Below are 26,014 nucleotides of genomic sequence, written 5' to 3' on the forward strand. Positions count from 1 at the left end.
GATTTAAATGAACAATGTATTAAAGAAAGCGACACTACTTATTGGATTCGTATTATTACTAGGTCTAATCGTTGGCTGTACACAAGAAGATGATGCCGAACCTTCGGAAGAAAATCAAGATGTCGTATCGGCAAGCGAAAACGAAAATGATGAATCAAATCAGGAAGAAGGCCCAGAAGGTTATATAAGAGCTCAAGGATCTGACACGATGGTGAACCTTGGTCAAGCTTTCGCCGAGGCTTATATGTCCGAATTCCCTGGCAGTGTAGCCGTGACTGGAGGAGGAAGTGGCACAGGTATTGCAGCTTTAATTAATGACGATGTTGAAATCGCACAAGCATCAAGAGCGTTCAAAGACGAAGAGTTAGAAGAAGCTGAAAACAATAATGTTGATGTTCATCAGTTTGTTGTCGGGCAAGATGGTCTTGCGGTTTACACGAATGAAAATAACCCTATTGATGAACTAACGGTCCAACAAGTTAAAGATATATTTACAGGTGAAATCTCGGATTGGTCTGAGCTTGGATGGGACGAAGGAGGAGAAATCTCAGTATTCTCACGTCAAAGCAACTCTGGTACTTACGTTTACTTTAATGAAAATATTATGGACGGTGAGGACTGGGCAGCAGGAGCACAGTTTATGTCAGGCTCTGCAGCTTTAGTAGAAGCGATATCTCAAGATTTAAACGGAATTGGATATAGTGGAATTGGTTATAACGTAGACACAGTGAATGTAGCAAACGTAGCTATTGATGAAGATCACGATTACGTATCACCTTTAGAAGCAGAAAATATTAACGATGGATCATACCCAATTGCTAGACCACTGTACTTTTACACAAATGGTGTACCAGATGGATTAATGTTGCACTATCTCAATTGGGTCATTAAGTCAGATGAAGCACAAGAGCAACTAAATGCCACAGGTTTTTATGGTGTTGGAAATTATGAGGAACAAAATGAAGCTTTATATGAAGAATTAGGTTTGGAATGGTAAATGTAATAAGCTCACCAAGAGGTTAATCAACCTCTTGGTGAACACTTAGGTGAGAGGGGAATCATCGTGCGGTTACCAAGTTTAAAGACGAATGTTGATTCAAATCAATCAGTAGTCGTAACGAAACAGAAGTTAACGCAAAAATCTTTTGTAACAAATTTAGGCGATTATTTAATGGAAAAACTGTTTCTCGTATTAGGAACTTTAGCGATATTCATTTTACTTTTAATTGTCGGTTTTTTATTTCGTGAAGGAAGTGACGCTATAAGGGAAGTAGGTATTTCTGAATTTATCTTTGGCCAAAGTTGGTACCCATCTTCGAGTGATCCACGTTATGGTGCTTTGCCCTTTATTATAAGTTCAGTCATGGTTACAGTCGGTGCTTTACTGTTAGCAGTCCCTTGGGGGATTTTTACAGCTATATTCATCTCTGAAATTGCTCCGAAACGATTAAAAGAAATGCTTAAACCAGTAGTCGAGGTTTTTGCTATTTTCCCTTCAGTCGTTTTAGGGTTTATTGCTTTAATCGTAATATCTCCTATTGTAGCTAATGTTTTTAACTTATCGAATGGACTAACGGCTATTACAGCATCAGTTATTTTGTCTGTCATGGCGTTACCGACAATCATTAGTATTGCAGAAGATTCACTTAATAGTGTACCAAGTGATTTTAAAGAAGGTGCCTACGCGCTAGGGGCTACTAAATGGGAAGTTATTAAGGACATTTCATTACCTGCAGCTAAATCTGGGATTATCGCAGCAGTCATGCTTGGGTTTGGTCGTGCGGTAGGTGAGACGATGACCGTATTAATGGCAGCGGGGAATGCGATAGATATGCCAGTTCAACAGCTTCTTGGTCTTACAATTCCTGACTTCTTGACGTCTGTTCGTACTTTAACTGCAAACATTGCCATTGAAGGATCTGATGTAGCTTGGGGAAGTTTGCATTATAGTGCTTTATTTGTTGTCGGTATGATTTTATTTGTCATTACATTCATCGTAAATCTAATTGCTGATCTATTAATTAACAGACAGAGAGGGGCTCTACGTAATGACTAATGCGGCTTTGATTAAGAAAAAAAGAAATGTTCAGCTCATGTGGGTAACTATATGTGCAACATTTGCCGTCATTACTGTCGGTACATTAGCGTTTTTATTTTATTGGATTATTGTTGGCGGAGCTGAGGTCATCAGCTGGTCGTTTATAACCCAAATGCCTGAACAAAACATGACAGCAGGTGGGATTTGGCCAGCTCTTGTTGGAACGATTTATGTTTCTTTATTAACTATTGCGATTTCAGTGCCACTTGGAATCGGCGCAGCAATTTACTTAAATGAGTATGCGAAACAAGGCCGGCTTGTAAGACTTATTCGCTTATCTATTCGAAACTTATCTGGTGTTCCTTCTATTGTTTATGGATTGTTTGGGCTTGGATTATTTGCTGCGACTTTCGGGTTTGGACGTAGTTTAATTGCAGCGGCCTTAACGTTAGCGATTATGGTTTTACCATGGGTAATTACAGGTGCAGAAGAAGCATTAAAAGCTGTTCCAAGATCGTTTCGAGAAGGTGGCTTAGCATTAGGAGCGACAAAATGGCAGACGATTAGGCAACTGGTCTTGCCATCAGCTATACCAGGAATGGCAACTGGGGCAATATTAGGGTTGGCTCGCGCAGCAGGTGAGACAGCACCAATTATATTAACGGGAGCTGCCTATTTTCTACCTATTATTCCTCATGATATAAAAGAACAGTTTATGGCACTACCATACCATCTATATATATTAGCAACACAACACTCTGAAACAGCTACCGTTCGACCGATTGCTTACGGTACAGCATTAGTATTAATTATATTAGTTATTTTACTTAATAGTGTTGCAATCTTTATTCGGAACTATTACCGAAGAAAAAATGAGCTGTTGTAAACAGAGGTTTTAAGACCATTTTAGGAGGGTTAATCATGGCGATTAAAGAAGCTGAACCAATTCAAATTGATGTAAGAGAACAGTTTCAACCGTATTTTGAGGGGGATGTTAAAAAGGTCTTTCAAGTTGAGGAATTAAGTCTTTGGTACGGTTCAAATCAAGCATTAAAAGATATTAGTTTTGATATTAAAGAAAAGCAAGTCACAGCAATAATCGGGCCATCAGGTTGTGGGAAATCGACCTTTTTAAAAACATTGAATCGAATGGTTGAATTAAATACAAATGTGAAGACAAGTGGAAGTATTGTTTATCATGATATAGATATTTTTGACCCGTCAGTAAACCTTGTGGAACTTCGTAGTGCAATTGGGATGGTATTTCAAAAGCCAAACCCTTTTGCTAAATCCATTTTTGATAATGTCGCTTTTGGACCAAAAATTCATGGTGTAAGAAACAAGAAGAAGTTAAAAGAGGTTGTGGAATCCAGTTTAAAACGAGTTGGATTATGGGATGAGGTAAAAGACCGTTTGAATGAAAGTGCATTAAGCTTATCAGGAGGACAGCAACAACGACTGTGTATTGCTAGATGTTTGGCAGTTGAACCTGAAGTTATTCTTATGGATGAACCAACAAGTGCTCTTGATCCTATTTCTTCAGCCAAAATTGAGCATTTAATAGAAGAGCTAAAAGAATTGTATAGCATTGTTGTTGTCACACATAACATGCAACAGGCTGCTCGAATATCTGATCATACTGCCTTTTTCTTGCATGGCGAGTTAATCGAATATAATCGAACGGATCGTATGTTTTCTAATCCACAAGATCAACGGACGAAGGATTATGTCAGTGGGCGTTTTGGATAAACATCGAAATTTACAAACTCTTAACACTATTTATTTAGTTCGTCATGTAGAATAGAAATATAAGATGTTCTGTTCTTGAGGGAGAGGTTAATGTGACTGGTAAAGTGTTAGTTGTGGACGATGAAACATCAATCATTGCATTAGTACAGCACCATTTAGAGCAGTTAGGTTATAGTGTTGAATCAGTACAAGATGGTAAAGAAGCTTTGAATTTAATTAGATTTAACCACTTTGACCTTGTCGTTTTAGACGTTATGTTACCGAACCTTGACGGTATGGAAATCTGTAAAGAACTTAGGATAGAACACCATAACGTTCCTATATTAATGCTGACAGCAAAAGACGATGAAGTTAATAAAATATTAGGGTTAGAGTTTGGTGCTGATGATTATATGACTAAACCATTTAGCCCTCAGGAGTTAGTGGCAAGAGTAAGGGCTTTGATGAGAAGAACGCACGAGTTTAACGAACATTCAATTCAAAAAGAAGTTATAACTATTGGTGAACTTGAAATTTACGTCAAAGAATATGAAGTTTACTTTAAAGGCAATCCATTAGTTCTTACTCCGAAAGAATTTGAATTGTTGTTGTATTTAGCTCAACACCAAGGTCAAGCATTATCGCGCGATCAACTCATGACTGCATTATGGGGGTATGAGTATATCGTTGAGACTCGAATAGTAGATGTGCATATTGCACACCTACGAGAAAAATTAAACAAACATTACATTAAAACGATCAGAGGCGTTGGTTATAAAATGTTAGCAGATTAGGCAGGTTAGTTAACCTGTCTTTTTTTGATGACTTAACATGACAATCACACACTCTATAAATCAATCATAAATTATGTTGAGGAGGTGCTTTCTTGGATGGAACGGCGTCCGAAGCGAAAACGAACGAGTAAAAATTATGCTAAACAATATCCTAACATAGCGGATTACTCTGTAGCTGACTTGTATAGAGGGAAGCACCTAGATTTAATTACCGCAGCGTTATTGTTAACAGGAAAATTAAAAGTTGATTCCGTCGAGTTATTCCGAAATAACCCGTCAGTTGAAGTTACATTACTTGGGCGTTATATGGTACCTAAAAAAGAACATATCAATGCATTAGAGGAGTTCCTTGAGGAGAATGGGGACTTGACCTTAGATGAAATATTTGAAGCTTTAAATAAAAGGTTGGAAAAGGAAGGATTATAATGAGTGGATTTGATGGAATTGGTTTATCGAATGCCATAATGCTTGTCATTCTTGTATTGCTACTAATTTACGGGTCTACAAATATTGCTAATTTATCTGATGGTCCTGATTATGAAGATGATTTATAAGTTGTAAGCGTCTAAACGAAGTGTTAGGCGCTTTTTTTTAATTAGTTACCAATAAATGATAAAACATTCTGACAGTTCCCCTGTTATACTAGATACATAGTCGCTTTTATAGGGGGAGAGCATCTATGAAAAAGAAAAAATGGATCATCATTATAGGGGGAAGTTTCTTAACACTGTTATTAATCGTTAATATATTGGCAAGTAATTTCTTTTATAATTTAGCAATTAAGAGTGATGAGAAGGATTTTCTAGTCGAAGATGATGACTTAGTCGTTTCGGCAAGTGCGATGAATGTTTTCTTAGAAGGTGGATGGCGTGAATGGGTTAATACACAACCTTTTGAGCATTGGGAGTTAGCGTCGTTTGATGGCTTAACGTTAAAAGGCTATTACTTAGAGGCTGAAGAAGTAACAGATCAAACAGTTGTCTTCGCTCATGGTTACCTTGGTAGAGGAAGAGATATGGCGCTCTATGGTCAATATTATTATGAAGAGTTAGGTTATAATGTGTTGTTGTCTGATTTAAGAGGACACGGCGATAGTGAAGGTGATTATATTGGTTTTGGGTGGCATGACAGATTAGACTTAATTGATTGGGTTAACCGAGTCGTTGAACACCAAGGACCTGAGACGGAAGTTGTGTTGCACGGATTGTCTATGGGTGCTGCAGCTGTATTAATGGCAAGTGGTGAAGAGCTACCTAATCAAGTTAAAGCTATTGTTGCGGATAGTGGATATACAGGAGTATATGACTTGTTTGAACACCAAATGGATCGGATGTACAACCTACCTTCATTTCCTGTTTTACCGACAACTAGCTTAGTGACGAAAGTAAGAGCAGATTATACCTTAAGAGAAGCATCAGCATTAGACCAAGTGAAACAAGCTGAAGTTCCAATATTATATTTTCACGGTAAAGATGATCAGTTTGTTCCTACATCAATGACAGAGGATTTAAATGAAGCAACTAATAGTGAAGCGGAAATTAAATTGTTCGAAGATGCAGGTCACGGTGAGGCCTTTGCGATCTATGAAGAAACGTACACAGCATGGTTAGAAGAGTTTTTAAATCAGCATATGCAGTAAATGTGAACCCAGTCATGGTAGTTACTCCATGGCTGTTTTTTTATTCCTAGTAGGATGAGCAAGTTTTTTTACACAATGTCTTAAACTTGGTTAAATTAAAGACAGTATGAATTGGAGGGACTGACATGATCAAAAAGCTGTGGCAATCGTTATGACCATCTCAAAAGCTCATATTCCTGGTAGGAATAATATTTGTTTTAGGAACGCTTGTTAATCGAGTCTTTTAAAGTATGTAAAAAGCCGGATTGTCTTATAATCCGGCTTAACTCATTATATCCGTCCAATATCTTCAGGCCTTCTAGGAATGCCTGGCATACCTGGAACCCAGTCACCAGGTACACCGAGACCTGTCTCGCGGCCAAATTGAATCCCTTGTATGAGGCGTAACAATTCTTGACTGTTACGACCTACCTCACGTGGGTAAGTAATCTTTGAAACAATCGTACCTTCTGGGTCAACAATGACAGTTGTGCGGAATGCAGCACCGTTTTGTTCATCGATAGTACGATAAGCTCGACTAATTAATTGGTTACGATCACTGACTAAAGGGTATTGAACTTGGCGTGCTGATGGTGAAATTTCTTTAAAAATTTTATGGGCGTAAACACTATCTGTACTAATGGCTAAAACTTCAGTGTTAAGATCCTGCAACTCAGAATATATAGCAGCAACTGCTGCCAATTCAGTTGGTCAAACAAATGTAAAATCGCTGGCATAAAAAAACAGTACTACCCAAGAACCTCTGTAGTCTTCGAGATTTACTTGTTGGATATCTCCATTCACTATAGCTTCAGCTGTAAATAATGGAGCTGGATCGTCGCGAGTTGCGGTAAATGGGAGAGGTTCGTTTGCAAAATCTTCGACAGTTAAATCATTAGACAAAAAGATAACCTCCTTTAGTTTAAATGTATGAATGTATTTCAAAATAAATGAAAATAGGGTGAACAATAGATGGGAAAAGTAACAATCGGAATTAAAGAGAACTTGTTTCTATTTATGATGTTAGTTTTTACGAACTTTTTCGTTGGGGCAATGGTTGGTATTGAAAGAACGGTTCTACCCATTATAGGCGAAGAACATTTTGGACTAGCTTCAACAAGTGCTGCTTTATCATTCATTGTTAGCTTTGGTTTTTCAAAAGCAATTGTTAATTATTTTGCAGGTGAAGTCGCAGACCGTTATGGAAGAAAGAGAGTATTAATTGTTGGTTGGGCGATTGGTTTTTTCGTTCCGATATTAATTATTTTTGCTCATGCTTGGTGGGTTATTGTAGTTGCTAATATTCTATTAGGAATTAATCAGGGTCTTGCGTGGTCAATGACCGTGAATATGAAAGTCGATATAGCTAAAGCTAATCAACGTGGAACAGCTGTAGGGTTAAATGAGTTTGCAGGGTATTCTGGTGTTGCGATCTTTGCGGCCTTATCAGGTTATGTTGCTTCAAACTTTGCCTTAAGACCTGAACCCTTCTTATTAGGAATCGCTGTTTTTGTAATTGGAATTATTTTATCGTTACTCGTAAAAGACACTGAGCCTTTCTTAAAAGAGCAAGTTAAAGCTAAAACAACACAAAAAGATGAGGTTGGATTGTCAGCTAAAAAAGTATTCGCGTTAACGACATGGAAAGATCGCAATTTATCAGTTGCAAGTATCTCAGGTCTTACTACAAATTTGAAGGATGGTATGGCTTGGGGGTTATTTCCTTTATACTTTGCCACTGTTGGCTTAACTGTAAGTGAAATTGGCATTATTGTAGCGGCATACCCAGCTGCATGGGGTATTTTTCAATTGTTTACAGGTGTATTAAGTGATCGAATTGGTAGAAAGCTATTAATAACTTATGGGATGTACTTACAGGCTATTTCTTTATGGTTAATTTTAATAGTAGATGGGTTTGTACTTTGGTTAATCGCAGCTGTTTTATTAGGGGTGGGGACAGCAATGGTTTATCCAACCTTACAAGCTGCGATTAGTGATGTAGTAGCGCCAAGCTGGCGAGCTTCTTCAATGGGGGTTTATCGTTTTTGGCGAGATAGTGGTTATGCATTTGGCGCAATTTTAGCAGGATTTTTTGCCGACTGGTTTAATCTTTTTTGGGCGATTGGCATTGTCGCCGTTCTACCTTTGATCGCAGGGTTGATGGCGCAAATTCGCATGAATGAAACGTTAAAATCAAACAATTAGTATTTAAATGGTAAATTGTAACCATTTCGTGAATGTTCCTCGCGTTATAGGAGAGTATAACAGTATGAGATTTTAAATAATGGAGGAACGTTTATGACGGTGGAAAACATTCGCTTAACCGCAGCAGAAGTATCAGAACTTTGGGGAGCATATATGAATGACTCCCTAACAGTTTGTGTGATGAAAAATTTCTTAAATAAAGTCGAGGACGATGAAATTAAACCTTTAGTGGAAAGTAGCTTAACTTCTGCGCTTAATCATTTACAGGAGATTGAGACTATATTCAATAACGAAGGTTACCCAATTCCTGTCGCTTTTAGTGAAAATGAGGATGTAGATATTAATTCACCTCGTATTTTTTCAGATGGATATATGTTGGAGTACTTAAGGGAAATGGGTCAGATTGGTAAGAAGGCTTATAGTTCGGCTGTCGCTTTTTCAACAAGATCAGATGTTTACCAGTATTTCTCTAATTGTTTACAAGAAACGCAACAGTTTCATGGGCAAGCCGTTCAAGTATCGTTAAAACAAGGTACCTACATGCGCCCACCATACTTACCAATACCTAAAAAACCTGACTTTGTAAAAAAACAAAGCTTTTTACAAGGCTGGTTTGGTGATAGGCGACCTGTAACAGGTCCAGAGGTCACTCATCTGTTTTCGAATATTCAACGTAATGCATTAGGAGCTGCTACGATGGCAGGATTTACCCAAACAACACAGTCCAAAGAGCTAAGGCGGTATTTTCAACGAGGTAAAGAAATAGCGAATAAGCATATTGAAATTTTTAGTTCGCTCTTACGAGAAAATGATTTGCCAGTACCAATGACATGGGATACAGAAGTAACTGATAGTACTTCTTTCGTATTCTCGGATAAATTGATGTTATATCAAACGACCTCCTTAAATGCATTAGGGTTATCTTATTACGGTCTAAGCATTGCAAATAGTCCTAGGCATGATTTAGGAGTTCATTATACGAGACTAATGGCTGAGGTAGCACAATATACTCAAGACGGTACAAACATGATGATTGATCACGGGTGGTTAGAGCAGCCACCACAAGCTGCAGAGCGAGACAAACTAAAAAACGAGTAGAGGTTTTTTTATGAAAAAGGATAAACGTGTGGAAGCTATTATATGGAGTATTGCTCTTCCAGGGTTTGCTCAATTGCTCAATAAAAGCTATATTAAGGGACTTTTCTTTATATTGTTAGAGATTATTGTAAATGTACAAGCGAGGTTTAATTATATCATTATACCAAGCTTTCAAGGGAATACGGATATAGCAATTGAAGCAACTAATTATCAATGGATTATGTTTTACCCTTGTCTTTATATGTTTGCCATGTGGGATGCTTATCGTGATGCCGGTGGTGGTCAAAAACCTCTATCCTATATACCGTTTGCTTCTGCGGCTTTTTTAGGAACAATTGGTGTGATTGCTTCACCAACATTTCAAATAATGGGTGTTCTTTTAGGGCCGATTTGGACGGGGATTTTAGCACATATTGTCGGTTTTATAATAGGTATTTTTATCGCGAAACTATTACGACGTTTTATCGATTTTTCTGAAGATGAGCCGAGTGAGAGTTAGTGATTCACTCGGCGTTGTTTTGTTTTTTGCGTTTAACTAATATAAATACCGCAATAAGAGCTAACGGGATTAAGATGGGTGAAAGTCCGATTGTAAATACAAATAACTGTGACAACATATTAATGATTACGTTTATTGTATTCATGAGTAATTGTTGTGCTCGTTCGATCGTGTTTAAAGAGCTTTGGTCTTGTATGTCAGGAATATCAATTCTTTTTTCTTCTATGTTTATGTGGACAGTTGAATAGTTACTATGGTTTTCTAAATAATCCATACGACCTTTGAATTGTTCAATTTCTTCTTGAACTCGTGATAAGTCGTTAGAAATTGCGAGTAAATCTTCTGTACTTTCAGCCTCATCTAAAAATGTTAGCAACCTCTCTTCAACAGCTTCTCTCGAGCGTAACCGAGACTCTAAGTCGACGTATTCTTCAGTGACATCTTGCCCTTGGATTGATTTTTCAGTAATAGTCGTGTGTTCGCCTTCAATGTTGTTCATAAAGTCGTGAAAATGTTCTTCTGGAATACGTGCTACGATCGCCCCTGATTTAAAATCACCTTCGTGTTCATAGTGCGATGCCTCAACAATGTAGCCGTTTCTTGTTTCAATATGTTCTGTTAATTTTCGTTCGGCTTCATCAAAGTTGCGTACCTCAAGGGATAGTCTACCTGTATATATAACCATTCGATTTTGATCATAATCGACTTCTTCTACATGACTTGCATTCGCTTGTTCTTCATCCCCACCACTTTGTTCAACCATCTCTCTTTCTTCAACCACACCTAAGTCACCATCGTCTGCAGTATCGTAACTTTCCTCATTCATTGCAGCATCGTCGCTTGAGCAACCATACAAGATCACTGAAATAATTAATAACATAACCGCAAGATAACTCACTTTTCGTTTAACCATTTATTCAATGCCCCCTAAATTTCGCATAGTAATGTAGTAGACGTTTATAAATGAACGATGTTACAAATTATGTTAGTGAATTTTTAAAAAGAAGGATTGATACAAGTTTTAAACGGGAATTATGACTATAAAAACATGGGTGAGGGTGAACGTTTTGGAACGTGGAACGATTGTAAAGTGGGCTCTTTTGTTTGTGATGGTTTTAATTTTACTTTTTATTAATCAAAGAGCATTAAATCTATCACCTGAAGACATTCGTAACTTTATATACGCTGCTGGATGGTTAGCTCCTGTAGTTTATATTATTTTATATGCAATGCGACCTTTAGTACTTTTTCCAGCTTCAATTTTTTCAATTGTTTCGGGGTTAGCTTTTGGTGTTTATTTAGGTTTTGTTTTTGCTTTAATTGGTGCAACGTTAAGTGCTATAGTTGCATTTGGAGTCGCTAAAAGATTCGGGGAAAAAGCAGTACGCTTTCATAAAAAGGGTAAAACAGAGTATTACCGTAAGAAGTTTGAGGAAAAAGGGTTCTTGTATATTTTAATGTTACGATTAATTCCAGTTATTAATTTTGACTTAATAAGTTATACAGCAGGGTTAGCTAAAGTAAAGCTTGCGGACTTTGTTAAAGCTACGGTTATTGGTATTATTCCAGGTACAATTGTTTATAGCTTGGTCGGTGCCAGCTTGGTAGACGGTAATGTTATGACGGTTATCGGAACAGTTGCGCTACTTGTGATTGTTATTGTCATTCCGTTTATTTGTAATAACAAGTTTATGCGAGCGATTGAAGACCTTAAACCAGATTAGATTATGGAGGCGATAAATGTATGAAACATCTACAACAGCACTTACAAAAAATTGATCGCAAAAGTTATAAATCCTATAAAGACATACAAGGTCAATATCAATTCAACACATATACACTACACATAGATTATGTTCAAGGTGATCCTTTTGCATCACCGTCAAAAATTAGGATTTTCATTCCAGAACAAGTTCAATCCGTTCCAACGGATTGGCTTCAAACGAAAAAAAGAAAAGTATATGCTGAAGACTTTATTGCAAGGCAAGTGAGTCACACGATTAACAATTTGTCAATGACGATTAAAGGAAGCGGTAAAAGCGGCATGATCGCCATCGATTCTCCTGATCAACAAATTTTAGAACGAACAGCTGTTGAACTTAGTGAAAAAGGGTTAACCATTTGTTTGTCAGTCGGTTTACCTGCAAACGGTAGAAGGATTAACGGACAGGAAGCGGAGAAATTATTTCTTAAAGCGATACCCCATATCGTGCAAAATTCCGCTTTATCGTTAAATGAACAACGATTAAATGAAACGCTAGAACTCGCTGATCAACATGATGCCATAAGAGGTAAAATGAAAAAAGAAGGTTGGGTCGCCTTTATAGCTAACGGTTCTATTTTACCGCGAGCAAGTGGTATTAGTTCAAAACCATTAAAACAAGCAGTTCCATTCCAAAGCCCTAAAGAAAATGAAGTATCTCTAACTATTCCGCACCGAGAAGAACCAATTACAGGTATGGCTATTAAAAAAGGAATTACGTTAATTGTCGGTGGTGGATATCATGGTAAAAGTACTTTATTAGAAGCATTAGAGTTAGGTGTTTACGAACATATTCATGGTGATGGAAGAGAGTATGTTTTAACGGATCTTGATGCAGTGAAAATTAGAGCAGAAGACGGCCGTAGTATAGCTAATGTGACGATTTCACCTTTTATTAACAACTTACCAAATGGTACAGATACGGAATCATTTTCAACAGAGAATGCTAGTGGTAGTACATCACAAGCTGCTAATGTAATGGAGGCGGTGGAAGCCGGTTGTTCAACTTTATTAATTGATGAGGATACAAGTGCAACTAACTTCATGATTCGTGATGAACGAATGCAACAACTCGTGGCTAAAACTCAAGAACCGATTACGCCGTTTGTCCAAAAGGTGAAACAATTAAGAGACGAACTTGATCGATCCACAATATTAGTTATGGGTGGATCAGGTGATTATTTTGACATAGCAGATGAGGTCATCATGATGGACCAGTACGTTCCTGTTAATGTTACTTCACAAGCTCGTTTTATTGCTCAAAATGATCCTAGAAAGCAAGTAATAGAAGAAGGGGCTTTTGGTAGTTGGACAAACCGTAAAATTAATGCGAACTCCATTCATAAGAAGTTAGGTCATAAAGCGAAAGCCCAAGCTAAAGGGCAAAAGACCGTTATGTTAGGTAAGCAAGCGGTCGATTTAGCTTTAGTCGAACAAATTGTCGATGATTCCCAAACAAGAATGATTGCAAATATGTTAAAATATATGGCGTTCAGTCGTGAGGAACCTAAAACTATTGCGCAATGGCTTAGTTTATTTGAACGAAGCATGGATGAACAAGGTCTAAGCTTTACACAAGGACGAAAAGATCAACATCCTGGAGACTTGGCTAGACCAAGAAAATTTGAAATAGCAGCGGCGATTAATCGAATTCGTCAGTTGAAAATAGATTCTTAATTATTTATGAGAAAGGAGGGGGTTGTGATGGATTTTAAGCAATTAAAGCGTGAGTTGTTCGACTACTGTGAGGAAATTAACGTTCAAAAAGTAGGGATTGCTTCAACTGATACGTTTGATACGTTAAAGCAACGGTTAATCACACAACAAGCCTTTAACTATCAATCGGGTTTTGAGAAAGGGACTGTAGAAGAACGCACAACCCCTACTAAATTGTTACCGAAAGCCCAATCAATCATTTCAATCGCTCTAGCTTATCCTTCTAAAATGAAAGATGCACCGAAAAGTAAAAAAGGTGATCGACGTGGCATTTTTGCTCGTGCCTCTTGGGGAAAAGACTATCATGATGTGTTACGTGAAAAGTTGAATTTAATTGGTCAATTTCTTGAAGAGAAAGTAGAAGGAGCTCATTTTAAAGCAATGGTTGATACCGGTGAGTTACATGACCGTGCTGTTGCGGAAAGGGCTGGTATTGGTTTTGTCGGTAAAAATTGCAACTTAATAACTGAAGAGTATGGCTCGTGGGTTTATTTAGGTGAAATAATTACGAACATTCCTTTTGAACCTGATGAACCAATAGAAGAAGGGTGTGGTGATTGCAACATTTGTGTTGATAAATGTCCGACAGGCGCTTTAGTACAAGGTGGACAGCTTAATGCGAATCGTTGCATTGCTTACCAAACGTTAACAAAAGGGTTCTTACCTGATGAGTATCGTACGAAAATCGGTAATCGACTTTACGGTTGTGATACATGCCAAGTCGTTTGTCCGAAAAATAAAGGCGTAGACTATCACTTACACTCTGATATGGAGCCAGATCCAGAATTAGCAAAACCTAGACTTGAGCCACTATTAACAATATCAAATCGAGAGTTTAAAGAAAAATTTGGCTACATGTCAGGTTCTTGGCGAGGGAAAAAACCGATCCAACGTAATGCGATCATTGCGTTAGCCCATTACAAAGAGAAAGAATCAGTCGATACGTTAATTAACTTAATGAAAAAAGACCCCCGTCCAGTCATACGTGGGACGTCAGCTTGGGCAATTGGTAAAATCGGTAGAGAAGATGCTCAGCAAGTTTTAGAAACAGCTAAACTTTATGAACAAGATGAAGACGTAATAGAAGAGATTGATAAAGGATTAGACTTTTTAAAAGTTCAAACAACGACTTAAAGCTTGGTTATCGTAACCGAGCTTTTTTTATTTGTAAATGACGTATTAAACTTAGGCAACTTTAGAATAATAAATATGTATCAATTCATTTCAACTGCAGGAGGACGTTATGTCAATCGTCGTATACTTTACACTGGCCTGGTTATTAATAGGATGTTATATCGTTATAAATAATAAAATGAACTTAATGGAAAGTACAGTGGTCTTTTTAGTAACAATTGTCGTTTCGATTAATGTGTCATGGATCTTAATTGAAGAGATGGAATTGATCCAAGTAACAGAAGAACCACAAGAATACATTGCTTATTTACTAAACCGAAGTATCATTGCTCCATTTATTGTAATGCTTGGTTTAGCCTTAATGTTAAAAAGTGAAGGAACGTTAACAAAAGTCTTTCTCTTTATTACGACTGTTCTATTTTTAACGGTTGTAAACTATTCACTTACGTACTTTAGAGTGTTTGAGTTTACAAATTGGAATTTTGTTTATGATTTAATTTATTTTTCAGGCTTAATGTTTATTTCTATATTGAGTTATAAATTTTATCACAACCTTTACGACGAAGTGGTGAAGCAAACATGATGTTATGGGAAGAGTTTGATCGAAATGAGATATTCCTCATTGCTATGTTAATAGTGGTTTATGCTGTTTTCTTTTTATTACCTAAAGTATTGCCTAAACACATTACGGTGCTATACTTACTCATAGGTTTTACCATTCCGATTATTTTTGACTTCACAATTGGTGGCGGTATGTTAAACTTTTATCAAGTCAATGATTCAAATGCTTATGAGCTTACAGATGTCATAACATACATTAACTTTGCACCTTTTGCTTATTTTTATATTTATTTTTATGAGAAGCTGAATATAAGAAAGGTAACGTTTATCCCTTATACCATTATTTGGGTGATTATTGGTCTATTGTTAGAAGTGCTATCGAAATTTATGAACGTTATTCATTATCAAAATAACTACGAAGTGTATTATTCTGTTATTATATTTATAGTTATATTGACATTTAATGGGTTGTTTTATGAGTTAATTAAAAAGAAAGATCCGACTATGTAAAAGGGGAGTATGATGATATGGGGAATATGAAAGTTACCACTTATCAATCACCAATAGGACCTCTCATCATCGGTAGTTATGATCACCATTTATATTTAATTGAGCATTTAAAAGACGAAAACCTTATCAAGTTGAATAGGAAAGTAAAAGCTTTTGATCAATATGAAAGGGTTGAAGATTGTCCGTTTAATCAAAAAGTTATTCAAAAGTTAGAACGCTACTTTAATCAAGAACCTTTAGGTGAGAATTTACCATTGAAGCTAATTGGTACTGATTTTCAAAAGTCGGTTTGGAATGCTCTTTTACAAGTTCCTTACGGTAAGACTGCTACGTATCAGCAAATTGCCAAGGCGATTAATAACCCAAAGGCAGTAAGGGCTGTTGGTGGAGCGATTAATAAAAACCCGATCTCGATCTTAATTCCTTGCCATCGTATTATTGGGAGCAATGGACAGCTTGTTGGATATGAAGGTGGTCTTGAGCGAAAGAAAGCATTATTAGCTCTTGAGGCAGAAGATGAAAAATGGTTAAAAATAAACTAATATTTTGTGGTATAATACATTTCGTCAGTTAACAAATAAAGAGGTGGAAACATTGGGTTTACACATTGTATTATACCGACCGGAAATTCCAGCAAATACAGGTAATATAGCTCGTACTGCTTTAGCGACAAACGCGACATTGCATTTAATTAGGCCTTTAGGATTCTCTACAGAAGATAAGATGTTAAGGCGTGCAGGATTAGATTATTGGCATGATGTTAATATTCAATATCACGATTCGTTGGATGATATGTATGATGCTTATCCTGAAGGGTCTTTTTATTATATTGAGAATTTCGGGACAAAACATTACACAGATTATGATTATAGTAATCAAGAGGAAGATATCTTTTTCATTTTCGGAAGAGAAACAGATGGAATTCCAGAAGAGTTGCTTGTTGGTAAAGAAGAACAATGCTTAAGAGTACATATGACTGAACACGTTCGATCTTTAAATTTATCGAATACAGCAGCAATAATTATTTATGAAGCATTAAGGCAACAAGGGTTTCCAAATGTGAAATAAAAAAGCAGAGGGATTGTCCCTCTGCTTTTTTGTTGTAAATATTCAATGATCAGTACAACTACGCCTTTGTCTTCACCTTAAAGGTCCCGTTACTCGGCGAGTGTCTTTGAGTGTTTTATTTACGCGGCTCTCCTGGCTGACCTTCGTAACCAGCAGTGAAAATCGCAACTAAAAATACTAAACAAACACCCATTATGATTGCTGTTACCATGGGGAATCCTCCTTATTATCAAGACTATGCGTAACCTTATTATAACCAAAAGTTCTGGAATTGTGAATATAAGTGTTAACAAGTTCAAATAATCTTCTAAATTGCAGTGCCTATATAAGTATAACAACATCCATCCTCTGAATAAAATGATATGAAGGTCTAGATTAAATCTTTACCTTAACTAGTTTTATTGGGGGAATTGTATGAAGTGGGAAGGAACATTGGAAGAGTATGTACAGTCTATAATAGATCGGGACATTCCATATAAAACGAGTCACGAACGGTTATACCTAGCTTTCAAGCGGGCGAGGAGAAAAGGCTTATTTACTAAAATATATGGAATGGACTATATACTAGATGAAATTGAAAAGAACTATTTAATACCTGCCTCTAAAGGTTATGATGCCCGTAAACGTTTACTTGTATTAGTTGGACCGCCAGGAAGTGGTAAAACGTCCATTGTCCGTTTAATAAAAGAAGCGTTAATGTCGTTTTCCAAAACAGACGAAGGTGCGGTCTATAGAATTAAAGATTGCCCGTTAAACGAAAACCCGCTGTTAGCTTTGCCTGATGACATTAAAGAGAAGCTGAAAACAAAAGTAAATTTAGATGTTAAAGGATTTTTATCCCCTCTCAATCAACATCGATTAATCGAGGATTATGACGGTAATTGGCGTCAAATTGAAGTCGAACGTTTTTATATTAGTGAAACGGACCGTAATGGTATTGGAACATTTGTACCGAGTGACCCTTATTCACAAGAGGTCACTGATTTAATCGGTGATGTAAATTATTCAACTATTACGAAATATGGTTCGGTATCAGATCCAAGAGCCTATCGTTATGACGGGGAATTTCAAATAGCTAACCAAGGGTTGTTAGAGTTACATGAAGTGTTTAAGACACGCAGGGAGCTCATGTATCCGTTTTTGACGTTAGCTGAAGAGGATGTTTATAAAGTCGCACGTCAATCAATGGTTTATACTGACCAAGTCATAATCGGGCATTCAAATGAGGAAGATTTAAAAGACTTTATACAACAAAATACAAACAATGCACTACTAAGCCGAATGATTTTCATACGCGTCCCGCATAACTTGCAACTAGATGAAGAAGTGACCCTTTATAAATCTGCATTAAATGAAAAGGATCTAACTCGTTTAGGGTACCTAGCGTTAGAAACTCTTGCAAAAGCAATTATAATGTCAAGGTTGGATCACCATAAAAAGGGTGACACTTTGATTAAACGTATTCATAATTTAAACCAAGCAAACGCTTTTACGCTTAATAAAAGAGATGGTATGTTTGGGATAGAGGCGAGAATAGCTTTTCAAGTGCTAGGTCGTTGTATGAGTAGAGTTGGTGTTGTTAGTGCTAATGACTTATTAGAGGAGTTAAGCAAATTGCTTGAACTAGACTATCGCTTAGACACTGCAAGTTTTCATTGGTACAAGGACTTAATCAAAAGAGCAGAAAAAGATTATTATATACAAATACAAACACTTTTAGAAAATTTCATATGTAAGCATGAGTCAAAGCGTTTAGATCGATTTGTTTATGAATCTCTTTATGATCGTGAAAAAGTAGAAAGTTGGCTTAATGTTAGTGACGACATGTATAGTTCGTTAAAAGAGCTTATAGATGAACAGACTGATGATCAAATGAGTATAAATTTATTGCCTAAAGAATATCAAAAGGTTTTTAAGCAAAAGCTATTGGAAGAATATGTGGAAGAGTTAGATGTAAAAGGTGATTTGCGTAAATGGCTACAACATCAATTTAAATCGTACTTAGAAAGTAAGAATATAAAGCATTCAAACAAACTAGTTGAAGATCTATATGATACGTTAACTCGATAAAATTTATATATATAGGTAGAATTCGACATTAAGACGATGAATCTGCAATTTTTCGCGCATGAACCTTTTCTATAAGCTTGTTTTCATATATACTAATTGAAGGTATATTATGTTTTTCCAAATGTTCTCTATTTACTGTTTGTAGACCTTGTTTTATGGGTAAACATTATAGTAGAGAATTATAGGAGAACTGTTATAAACTAATAAGTATAAAACAATTTGTACAAATCGATGGGGGTAGTAAAAAGTGGCAATCAAAGGGTCTAACGACAATGTATGGCATGCTTTTCATGGCCCGAACATGGGCTATATTGAAGAGCAGTATGAATTATTTTTAGATGACCCTGATGCAGTTGATGAATCGCTGCGTCAAATGTTTGAAGAACATGGAGCTCCTGATTGGATGCAGTCAGGTGGTGTTGAACCTTCAAGTGGTGGGCAGGCGAGCGTTGCAGACATGAAGAAGTTAACTTCTGCAATGAAGCTTGTTGATGCGATTCGACGTCATGGACATCTTGAAGCGGATATCTTCCCAGTAGGCAAACAAGACGATCGTTCGACACCGTTAGTTGATCCAAAAACATATGATTTAGCAGAGTCGGATCTAAAACAAATGGATGCTAGTGTTTTAGTATCTGATGCACCAAGCCATGTAAAAAACGCTTGGGATCTTATTCAACATTTAAAATCACGTTATTCTGGAAAAGCCTCTTATGAGTTTAACCATATTCCTGATGATGATGAGCGCGAGTGGCTCTACAACAAAGTAGAGACTGGTGCTATTGACGTGTCTCTAAGTGGTGAAGAAAAGAAAGAAGTACTTAAACGATTAGCCGAAGTTGAAGGCTTTGAACAATTTTTAGGTAAGACGTTCGTTGGACAGAAACGTTTCTCTATTGAAGGTTTGGACATGATGGTGCCAATGCTTGAACACATGGTGAAGAACGGTAATGAAGACTCCGTTGAGCACGTCATGATGGGCATGGCTCACAGAGGACGTCTGAACGTATTAGCACATATCCTCGGAAAGCCTTATGAGTTAATCTTCTCAGAATTCGCTCATTCACCTGATAAAGAATTAGTACCTTCTGAAGGTTCTAGCGGTATTAACTACGGTTGGACTGGAGATGTAAAATATCACTTCGGTGGAAACCGTGAAATTGGTGATGAAGAGACGACGAAGATTACACTAGCACATAATCCTTCTCACTTAGAATTTGTTAACCCTGTAGTTGAAGGTTATACACGTGCCGTTCAAGATAACCGTGGAGTTTCTGGTTATGCTGATCCCGATTTCAATAAAGCTTTTACCATTCAAATTCACGGTGATGCTGCATTTATCGGTGAAGGCGTTGTAGCCGAAACGTTAAACATGTCTCAATTAGATGGCTATGAGACAGGTGGTTCCATCCATATTATTGCAAACAACTTAATCGGTTTTACAACAAACCATAAAGATGGTCGTTCAACGAAGTATGCGAGTGATTTAGCTAAAGGTTTTGAAATGCCGATTATCCACGTTAATGCAGATGATCCTGTAGCATGTTTATCGACTGTAGAACTAGCATATCAATACCGCAAGAAGTTCCAAAAAGATGTCATTATTGATTTAGTTGGTTACAGACGTTATGGCCATAATGAAATGGATGAGCCGCGTGGAACTCAACCGTTACTGTATCAGTCAATTGATAATCATAAAACAGCTTACGAGCTATTTGCTGATTTCTTAGTTGATTCAAATGTGATCTCAGAAGATGACGCTAAAACATTCAAAGATGATGTTATGTCTAAACTTCGTGAAACATACAACAGCATGAAGGAAAATGAGGACGTTGAACATACGATTCCTGATTTACCTGAAGAGGTTGTTAATGGCTTAGATCAAATTGAAACAGCTGTCGATACAGATGTATTGAAGAAATTAAATGAAGACATGTTAAAGCGTCCAGATGATTTTAACGGCTTCAAGAAGCTAGAGAAAATTTTACAGCGTCGTGAAAAAGCGTTTAACGAAGGTGAGAAAATTGACTGGGCTTTAGGTGAAGCTTTAGCATATGCTTCAATCTTAAAAGATGGCACACCGATCCGTATGACTGGTCAAGATTCAGAACGTGGAACGTTTGCTCACCGTCATGCTGTATTACACGATACTGAAAAACAACGTAAATATAGCCCGTTCCATGGACTAGAAGGTGTGGATACATCATTTAGCATTTATAACAGTCCATTATCTGAAAATGGGGTCTTAGGATTTGAGTATGGATATAGCGTTGAATGTGATGATACACTTGTTCTTTGGGAAGCACAGTTTGGTGACTTCGCAAACGCAGCACAAGTGATTTTTGATCAATTTATCGCGTCCGGCCGTGCTAAATGGGGGCAAATTGCAAGCCTTGTAATGTTGCTTCCTCATGGTTATGAAGGTCAAGGGCCAGAGCACTCAAGTGCAAGACTAGAGCGTTTCTTACAATTATCTGCTGAAAATAACTGGACAGTTGCAAACGTAACTTCTGCAGCTCAGTTCTTCCATTTATTAAGACGTCAAGCAGCAATTGTAGGTACAGAAGCAGCACGACCGTTAGTTGTTATGACACCGAAGAGCCTGTTACGTAATCAGCGTGTCGCTGTTGACCATACAGAGCTATCTGAAGGTAAATTTAAGCATATTCTTGAACAAAAAGGTTCTGGGGAAGATGCTGATGCAGTTAAACGTTTAGTAATCGGTAGCGGTAAAGTGATGGTTGATTTAGAAGAAGCGATGGAAAAACGTGATAACACTGATGAAATTCACTTTGCACGCTTAGAACAGATCTACCCATTCCCTGAAAAAGAATTAAAAGAATTACTGAAGAATTACAAAAACATTGAAGAAATCGTTTGGATTCAAGAGGAACCGAAAAATATGGGAAGCTGGGACTTCGTTAAAGAACGAATTCAAGATATTAAGAAAGTTAAACAGAAGCTTCATTATGTTGGGCGCCCTTATCGTTCATCACCTGCTGTTGGTGATCCGAATGTATCAAAAGCAGAGCAAAGTCGCATTATCAATGAAGCATTGAAGCTAGATTAAAGGAGGAGAATGACGTGAAGGAAATTATTGTACCAGAGTTAGCCGAATCCATTACTGAAGGAACGGTTGCTGAATGGTTAGTATCAGAAGGAGATCAAGTAGGGAAAGGTGACCCAATCGTAGAATTAGAGACGGACAAAGTTAACGTTGAAGTTAACTCTGACTACGCTGGTGTCATTACAGAATTATTAGTTGGTGAAGGTGAAGACGTAGAAGTTGGAGACGCAATCGCTAAAGTTGATGAGAGTGGCGAGGGAGCAGCAAGCTCTGATAGTGGATCTGACAAAGAAGAGAAGTCCGAAGAGCCAGCTAAAGATGAGAAGAAAGAAGATAAGAAAGAAGAAAAAGAATCAGACGAAAAACAACCGACAACGAAAGAAGAAACAGCTGATCACGACCCTGATCAACCAGTAGCTTCTCCTGCTACACGTAAGCGCGCTCGTGAATTAGGTATTGATTTAAGTGAAATCAAGCCAAAAGATCCAGTTGGTCGCATCTCAAAAGAAGATGTTGAAGCAGCAGCTAAATCTAAAGTAGATGAAGGTAAGAAGAAAGATTCTAAGAAAGAATCTAAAAAAGACCAGTCTGCTGAGAAAACAGAATTTGATAAGCCAGTAGAACGTGAGAAAATGTCTCGCCGTCGTCAAACAATCGCTAAGCGTCTTGTAGAAGCACAAGAACAATCAGCCATGTTAACGACATTTAACGAAGTAGATATGACGAACATTATGAATGTACGTAGCGACCGTAAAGATGATTTCGAGAAGAAACATGGCATTAAGCTTGGTTTCATGTCATTCTTTACGAAAGCTGTAATCGGAGCTCTTAAAGAATTCCCACTTCTAAACGCTGAAATCCAAGGTGATGAAATCGTTAAGAAGCAATTCTATGATATTGGCATGGCTGTATCAACTGAAGAAGGTCTAGTTGTACCAGTAGTACGTGACGCTGATCGTCTAAGCTTCGCTGGTATTGAAGGTGAAATTATGGACGTAGCGAAAAAAGCACGTGACGGTCAATTATCTATGAAAGACTTACAAGGTGGTTCATTTACAATTACGAATGGTGGTATTTTCGGTTCATTACTATCAACACCGATCTTGAACACGCCACAAGTTGGTATTTTAGGTATGCACAAGATTGAAAAGCGTCCTAAAGTAATGCCAGATGACAGCATTGAAGTTCGTCCAATGATGTATCTTGCACTTTCATACGATCACCGTATCGTTGACGGTCGTGAAGCAGTACAATTCTTAAACCGTGTTAAAGAAATGGTTGAAGATCCGTACGACTTACTATTAGAAGGATAATAAACCTCATGACACAAAACCTCTTGCATATAATGGTGCAAGAGGTTTTTCATATGAGGTGGTCTTTTTGAAGTATGACAGCCGTTATTACTTACACGGACATAAGAGTATAGATCATGTAAAACAGAATTCACAACGTTACAACACAAGTACCAACTCGTTAGATACATACAAACTTTTAAAAGTACAAGACGTCGTGAAGTTATTAAATAACTACAAGAAGGCTCATCAAGATAATGGTTCATTCCAATCAAAACATATTCATATGCGGAATACTTTGCTGAACCATTTTCGTACACGTCAATCGTTTGAAGAAAGCCTTGAGTATAAACAGGTTCATCATATTAATAAAATGGAACAACAAATACAGGTCTTATTAATAGACCTTTCTAAATCAATGAGAAGTCTAAAGAGCCTTACATTAATTAATCTTATGAAGGATCAAGAGAATCACCCCGTACTTTATCACCGTGAACAATTAGTTAATTATGATCCTAATCAATTATTACTTGAGGATTTTCAAGGAGGAACGTCTGTAGCTGCCCCTTTAAAAATGTTATTAAAAGTTGAACATTTAATAGGTAGTAAGTTGAATATTACGCATATTTCAGATGGAGATGTATCTACGAAAGAATGGGAAAAAGCCTGTAATATCATAAACCAATTACGTGGAACTTATGAACTTTTATTAACAAAACCACTTAGTTATTCAAGTTTAATAAAAATACTTTTAGAAGAAAATGACATAAAATACACACTCTTAGCTCACAATATAGGTGAGTGAAAGGGTGTGTATTTTATGAGAATCTTTTTTTATATTTTGATGGCATTAATCATTATGACAATTGTTCAAATTCATCCTTCTGAACAAAGCCACGCTGATTCGGTAGATATATATACAGTACAACCAGGTGATACGTTATGGAAAATATCCCGAACTTATCAAATTGGTTTGAGTGAAATAATTAATGCTAATCCACAGTTTGATAACCCCGATTTGATTTACCCAGGTGATGATGTCACGATCCCTTTAAAAACTGAAGTGAAATCAATAGAAGATGAAGTGATTCGCATTACTAATGAAATGAGACAACAACACGGCCTCCAACCGTTAAAAAGTGATTGGCAGCTATCTCGTGTTGCGAGGTATAAATCAAGAGATATGCGTGATCAAAACTATTTTTCCCATCAGTCACCGACATATGGTTCACCTTTTGACATGATCGAGCAGTTCAACGTATCATACCGAAGAGCAGCTGAAAACATAGCAGCAGGCCAACAAAGCCCCCGTTCAGTTGTAGATTCTTGGATGAATAGTCAAGGTCACCGTGAAAACATGCTAGACCCTAATATGACACATATAGGGGTTGGGTATGCAGAAGGTGGTCAATACCGTCATTATTGGACGCAAATGTTCATTGCCAGATAGACCTTTAAAGCCCATTTATTACGCATGAAACGAGCGAAATACAACGATTACCGAAATGCCATATTTTTTCACGAAATTTTTTTGTAAGATGATTGCGTTTTCATAATGAACTTGGTAAAATGCAATAGCGTCATTGAAATAATAATAACTTTTATGGGGTAGGGGGACTACGAAATGGATATCATTTTAGGCTTGTTAGCCATTGCGTCTGTTATTGGACTAGCAATGCTAATGTCTAGCAACCGTGGCAATATTCCTTTCAAAGGTATAGGAATTATGTTAGTGCTACAAGGTTTAATTACATGGTTTATGTTCAACACTGAAATCGGTCGCATTATTATTGAAGCGATTGCAACAGTGTTTGAAAAGCTAATTGAGTTTGGACGTGAAGGTGTAGATTTCGTTGTTGGCGGTATTGCAATGACGGATCCTGATAACCCACATGTCTTCTTCTTTGATGTACTATTAATCATTATTTTCTTTGCAACTATTCTTTCTGTATTAACTTACTTGAAAGTGCTTCCATTGATCATCAAATATGTTGGTGGTGCACTATCTAAAGTAACTGGATTACCGAAAATTGAATCATTTAACGCTGTAAACAGTATGTTTTTCGGACAATCTGAAGCGTTAATCGCAATTAAATCACAGTTCCACAGAATTACAGAAAACCGTCTGTATATCGTATCAGCATCAGCGATGGGTTCTGTTTCAGCATCAATCATTGGTGCTTATATGACAATGATTCCGCCTGAGTATGTATTAGTGGCTATTCCACTTAACATGTTCAGTGCACTAATTGTTGCGTCAATTATTGCACCACCTGATGTAGAAGATGAAGATGACGAAGTAGATGTTAAAAATGTTACTGAATCTAAGAGTATTTTCGAAGCGATGGCAAATGGTGCGATGGACGGTGGTAAGATCGCTCTAATCGTAGCAACAATGTTAATCGCATTCTTAGCAGCCTTAGAACTAGTTAACTTCATTGTAGGTGCTGTAATCCCTGGTGCTTCTCTAGAACTTGCACTTGGTTACCTATTACTACCGATAACTTTCTTAATGGGTATTAGCCCAGGTGAAATGCTTGATGCCGGTAGTTTAATGGGACTTAAGATTGTGACGAACGAATTCGTAGCAATGCTACAATTCATTGAAATGCAAGAACAATTCTCTGAAAAGACAATCGGTATTGTATCAGTATTCTTAACAAGCTTTGCGAACTTCGGTTCAATTGGTATTGTAGCTGGTACAGTAGCTGGTATTGATGCAGAGAAAGGTAAGACTGTTTCGCGCTTCGGTATGAAGCTTCTAGTTGGTGCGACATTAGCATCAATCCTATCTGCAACAATCGCAGGTTTATTCCTATAAGTTAAATAAAATCCACAATCAGATATAAGTCTG

26 protein-coding genes are annotated in these 26,014 nt (G+C 37.1%); 24 read left to right on the forward strand and 2 right to left on the reverse strand.

Features of this window, described 5'->3' with window-relative positions; genetic code table 11:
* Window positions 1-7: 7 nt before the first annotated feature.
* The 8 genes from J2R98_RS07050 (at window position 8) to J2R98_RS07085 (ending at window position 6,199) form a co-directional block, all read left to right on the forward strand.
* On the forward strand, window positions 8-997 hold the full coding sequence (locus J2R98_RS07050; protein ID WP_307067465.1) for a phosphate ABC transporter substrate-binding protein: 990 nt from the start codon (window positions 8-10) through the stop codon (window positions 995-997).
* A gap of 66 nt (window positions 998-1,063) precedes the next feature.
* Complete coding sequence (pstC, locus tag J2R98_RS07055; protein WP_307067467.1) at window positions 1,064-2,056, forward strand: phosphate ABC transporter permease subunit PstC; 993 nt, start codon at window positions 1,064-1,066, stop codon at window positions 2,054-2,056.
* Window positions 2,049-2,924: a phosphate ABC transporter permease PstA gene (gene pstA, locus J2R98_RS07060; RefSeq protein WP_307067469.1), complete on the forward strand. Its 876-nt coding sequence runs from the start codon at window positions 2,049-2,051 to the stop codon at window positions 2,922-2,924. Before pstC ends, pstA begins: the two co-directional genes overlap by 8 nt.
* Before the next feature lie 35 nt (window positions 2,925-2,959).
* A complete protein-coding gene (gene pstB, locus J2R98_RS07065; RefSeq protein WP_307067470.1) occupies window positions 2,960-3,787 on the forward strand; it encodes a phosphate ABC transporter ATP-binding protein PstB in 828 nt (275 codons plus the stop codon).
* A gap of 92 nt (window positions 3,788-3,879) precedes the next feature.
* Window positions 3,880-4,560, forward strand: coding sequence for a response regulator transcription factor (locus J2R98_RS07070; RefSeq protein WP_307067473.1), 681 nt, complete (start codon window positions 3,880-3,882; stop codon window positions 4,558-4,560).
* Between the two features lie 96 nt (window positions 4,561-4,656).
* On the forward strand, window positions 4,657-4,986 hold the full coding sequence (locus J2R98_RS07075) for a hypothetical protein (RefSeq protein ID WP_307067475.1): 330 nt from the start codon (window positions 4,657-4,659) through the stop codon (window positions 4,984-4,986).
* Window positions 4,986-5,114: a hypothetical protein gene (locus J2R98_RS07080; protein ID WP_307067477.1), complete on the forward strand. Its 129-nt coding sequence runs from the start codon at window positions 4,986-4,988 to the stop codon at window positions 5,112-5,114. The genes J2R98_RS07075 and J2R98_RS07080 overlap by 1 nt, the downstream gene beginning before the upstream one ends.
* Window positions 5,115-5,239: 125 nt before the next feature.
* Window positions 5,240-6,199 (forward strand): alpha/beta hydrolase, encoded by a 960-nt coding sequence (locus J2R98_RS07085; protein ID WP_307067479.1) that lies wholly within the window; start codon window positions 5,240-5,242, stop codon window positions 6,197-6,199.
* Between the two features lie 270 nt (window positions 6,200-6,469).
* Here the strand turns inward: J2R98_RS07085 and J2R98_RS07090 are convergent, their stop codons facing one another.
* Window positions 6,470-7,081, reverse strand: a complete 612-nt coding sequence (locus J2R98_RS07090) for a peroxiredoxin (protein WP_307067481.1) — start codon at window positions 7,079-7,081, stop codon at window positions 6,470-6,472.
* A gap of 69 nt (window positions 7,082-7,150) precedes the next feature.
* Between J2R98_RS07090 and J2R98_RS07095 the strand changes: the two genes are divergently transcribed.
* From J2R98_RS07095 to J2R98_RS07105, 3 genes are all read left to right on the forward strand, one after another.
* Window positions 7,151-8,383: an MFS transporter gene (locus J2R98_RS07095; protein ID WP_307067483.1), complete on the forward strand. Its 1,233-nt coding sequence runs from the start codon at window positions 7,151-7,153 to the stop codon at window positions 8,381-8,383.
* A 93-nt stretch (window positions 8,384-8,476) separates the two neighbouring features.
* Window positions 8,477-9,481 (forward strand): DUF3231 family protein, encoded by a 1,005-nt coding sequence (locus tag J2R98_RS07100; RefSeq protein ID WP_307067485.1) that lies wholly within the window; start codon window positions 8,477-8,479, stop codon window positions 9,479-9,481.
* A gap of 10 nt (window positions 9,482-9,491) precedes the next feature.
* The gene (locus tag J2R98_RS07105) at window positions 9,492-9,980 is read left to right on the forward strand and encodes a hypothetical protein (RefSeq protein ID WP_307067487.1); all 489 of its coding nucleotides are present in this window, start codon (window positions 9,492-9,494) and stop codon (window positions 9,978-9,980) included.
* 4 nt (window positions 9,981-9,984) lie between these two features.
* Here the strand turns inward: J2R98_RS07105 and J2R98_RS07110 are convergent, their stop codons facing one another.
* On the reverse strand, window positions 9,985-10,893 hold the full coding sequence (locus J2R98_RS07110) for a DUF4349 domain-containing protein (protein ID WP_307067489.1): 909 nt from the start codon (window positions 10,891-10,893) through the stop codon (window positions 9,985-9,987).
* Between the two features lie 145 nt (window positions 10,894-11,038).
* On the opposite strand from J2R98_RS07110, the gene J2R98_RS07115 reads away from it, so the two are divergent.
* From J2R98_RS07115 to J2R98_RS07175, 13 genes are all read left to right on the forward strand, one after another.
* Window positions 11,039-11,704: a TVP38/TMEM64 family protein gene (locus J2R98_RS07115; RefSeq protein WP_307067491.1), complete on the forward strand. Its 666-nt coding sequence runs from the start codon at window positions 11,039-11,041 to the stop codon at window positions 11,702-11,704.
* Window positions 11,705-11,724: 20 nt separating this feature from the next.
* The gene (locus J2R98_RS07120) at window positions 11,725-13,419 is read left to right on the forward strand and encodes an ABC-ATPase domain-containing protein (RefSeq protein WP_307067493.1); all 1,695 of its coding nucleotides are present in this window, start codon (window positions 11,725-11,727) and stop codon (window positions 13,417-13,419) included.
* A gap of 27 nt (window positions 13,420-13,446) precedes the next feature.
* A complete protein-coding gene (queG, locus tag J2R98_RS07125) occupies window positions 13,447-14,592 on the forward strand; it encodes a tRNA epoxyqueuosine(34) reductase QueG (protein WP_307067495.1) in 1,146 nt (381 codons plus the stop codon).
* A 109-nt stretch (window positions 14,593-14,701) separates the two neighbouring features.
* Complete coding sequence (locus J2R98_RS07130) at window positions 14,702-15,175, forward strand: hypothetical protein (protein WP_307067496.1); 474 nt, start codon at window positions 14,702-14,704, stop codon at window positions 15,173-15,175.
* Window positions 15,172-15,663, forward strand: coding sequence for a hypothetical protein (locus J2R98_RS07135; protein WP_307067498.1), 492 nt, complete (start codon window positions 15,172-15,174; stop codon window positions 15,661-15,663). The genes J2R98_RS07130 and J2R98_RS07135 overlap by 4 nt, the downstream gene beginning before the upstream one ends.
* 17 nt (window positions 15,664-15,680) lie before the next feature.
* On the forward strand, window positions 15,681-16,205 hold the full coding sequence (locus J2R98_RS07140) for a methylated-DNA--[protein]-cysteine S-methyltransferase (protein ID WP_307067500.1): 525 nt from the start codon (window positions 15,681-15,683) through the stop codon (window positions 16,203-16,205).
* 52 nt (window positions 16,206-16,257) lie between these two features.
* Entirely contained in the window at window positions 16,258-16,731 is a 474-nt protein-coding gene (gene trmL / locus J2R98_RS07145) for a tRNA (uridine(34)/cytosine(34)/5-carboxymethylaminomethyluridine(34)-2'-O)-methyltransferase TrmL (RefSeq protein ID WP_307067502.1), read from the forward strand.
* Window positions 16,732-17,145: 414 nt separating this feature from the next.
* Window positions 17,146-18,801, forward strand: a complete 1,656-nt coding sequence (locus tag J2R98_RS07150) for a P-loop NTPase family protein (protein ID WP_307067504.1) — start codon at window positions 17,146-17,148, stop codon at window positions 18,799-18,801.
* Between the two features lie 247 nt (window positions 18,802-19,048).
* On the forward strand, window positions 19,049-21,871 hold the full coding sequence (locus tag J2R98_RS07155; RefSeq protein ID WP_370871946.1) for a 2-oxoglutarate dehydrogenase E1 component: 2,823 nt from the start codon (window positions 19,049-19,051) through the stop codon (window positions 21,869-21,871).
* A gap of 14 nt (window positions 21,872-21,885) precedes the next feature.
* Window positions 21,886-23,181 carry a 2-oxoglutarate dehydrogenase complex dihydrolipoyllysine-residue succinyltransferase gene (gene odhB, locus J2R98_RS07160; RefSeq protein ID WP_307067506.1) on the forward strand — a complete coding sequence of 432 codons (1,296 nt, stop codon included), beginning with the start codon at window positions 21,886-21,888 and terminating at the stop codon, window positions 23,179-23,181.
* Window positions 23,182-23,248: 67 nt separating this feature from the next.
* Entirely contained in the window at window positions 23,249-23,965 is a 717-nt protein-coding gene (locus tag J2R98_RS07165) for a hypothetical protein (protein ID WP_307067508.1), read from the forward strand.
* Between the two features lie 15 nt (window positions 23,966-23,980).
* Complete coding sequence (gene safA / locus J2R98_RS07170) at window positions 23,981-24,610, forward strand: SafA/ExsA family spore coat assembly protein (RefSeq protein WP_370871947.1); 630 nt, start codon at window positions 23,981-23,983, stop codon at window positions 24,608-24,610.
* A gap of 174 nt (window positions 24,611-24,784) precedes the next feature.
* Window positions 24,785-25,981 carry a NupC/NupG family nucleoside CNT transporter gene (locus J2R98_RS07175; protein WP_307067510.1) on the forward strand — a complete coding sequence of 399 codons (1,197 nt, stop codon included), beginning with the start codon at window positions 24,785-24,787 and terminating at the stop codon, window positions 25,979-25,981.
* Window positions 25,982-26,014 lie beyond the last annotated feature (33 nt).

Origin of the sequence: Alkalibacillus filiformis (assembly GCF_030814115.1) — a bacterium.
Taxonomy (GTDB): domain Bacteria; phylum Bacillota; class Bacilli; order Bacillales; family Alkalibacillaceae; genus Alkalibacillus; species Alkalibacillus filiformis.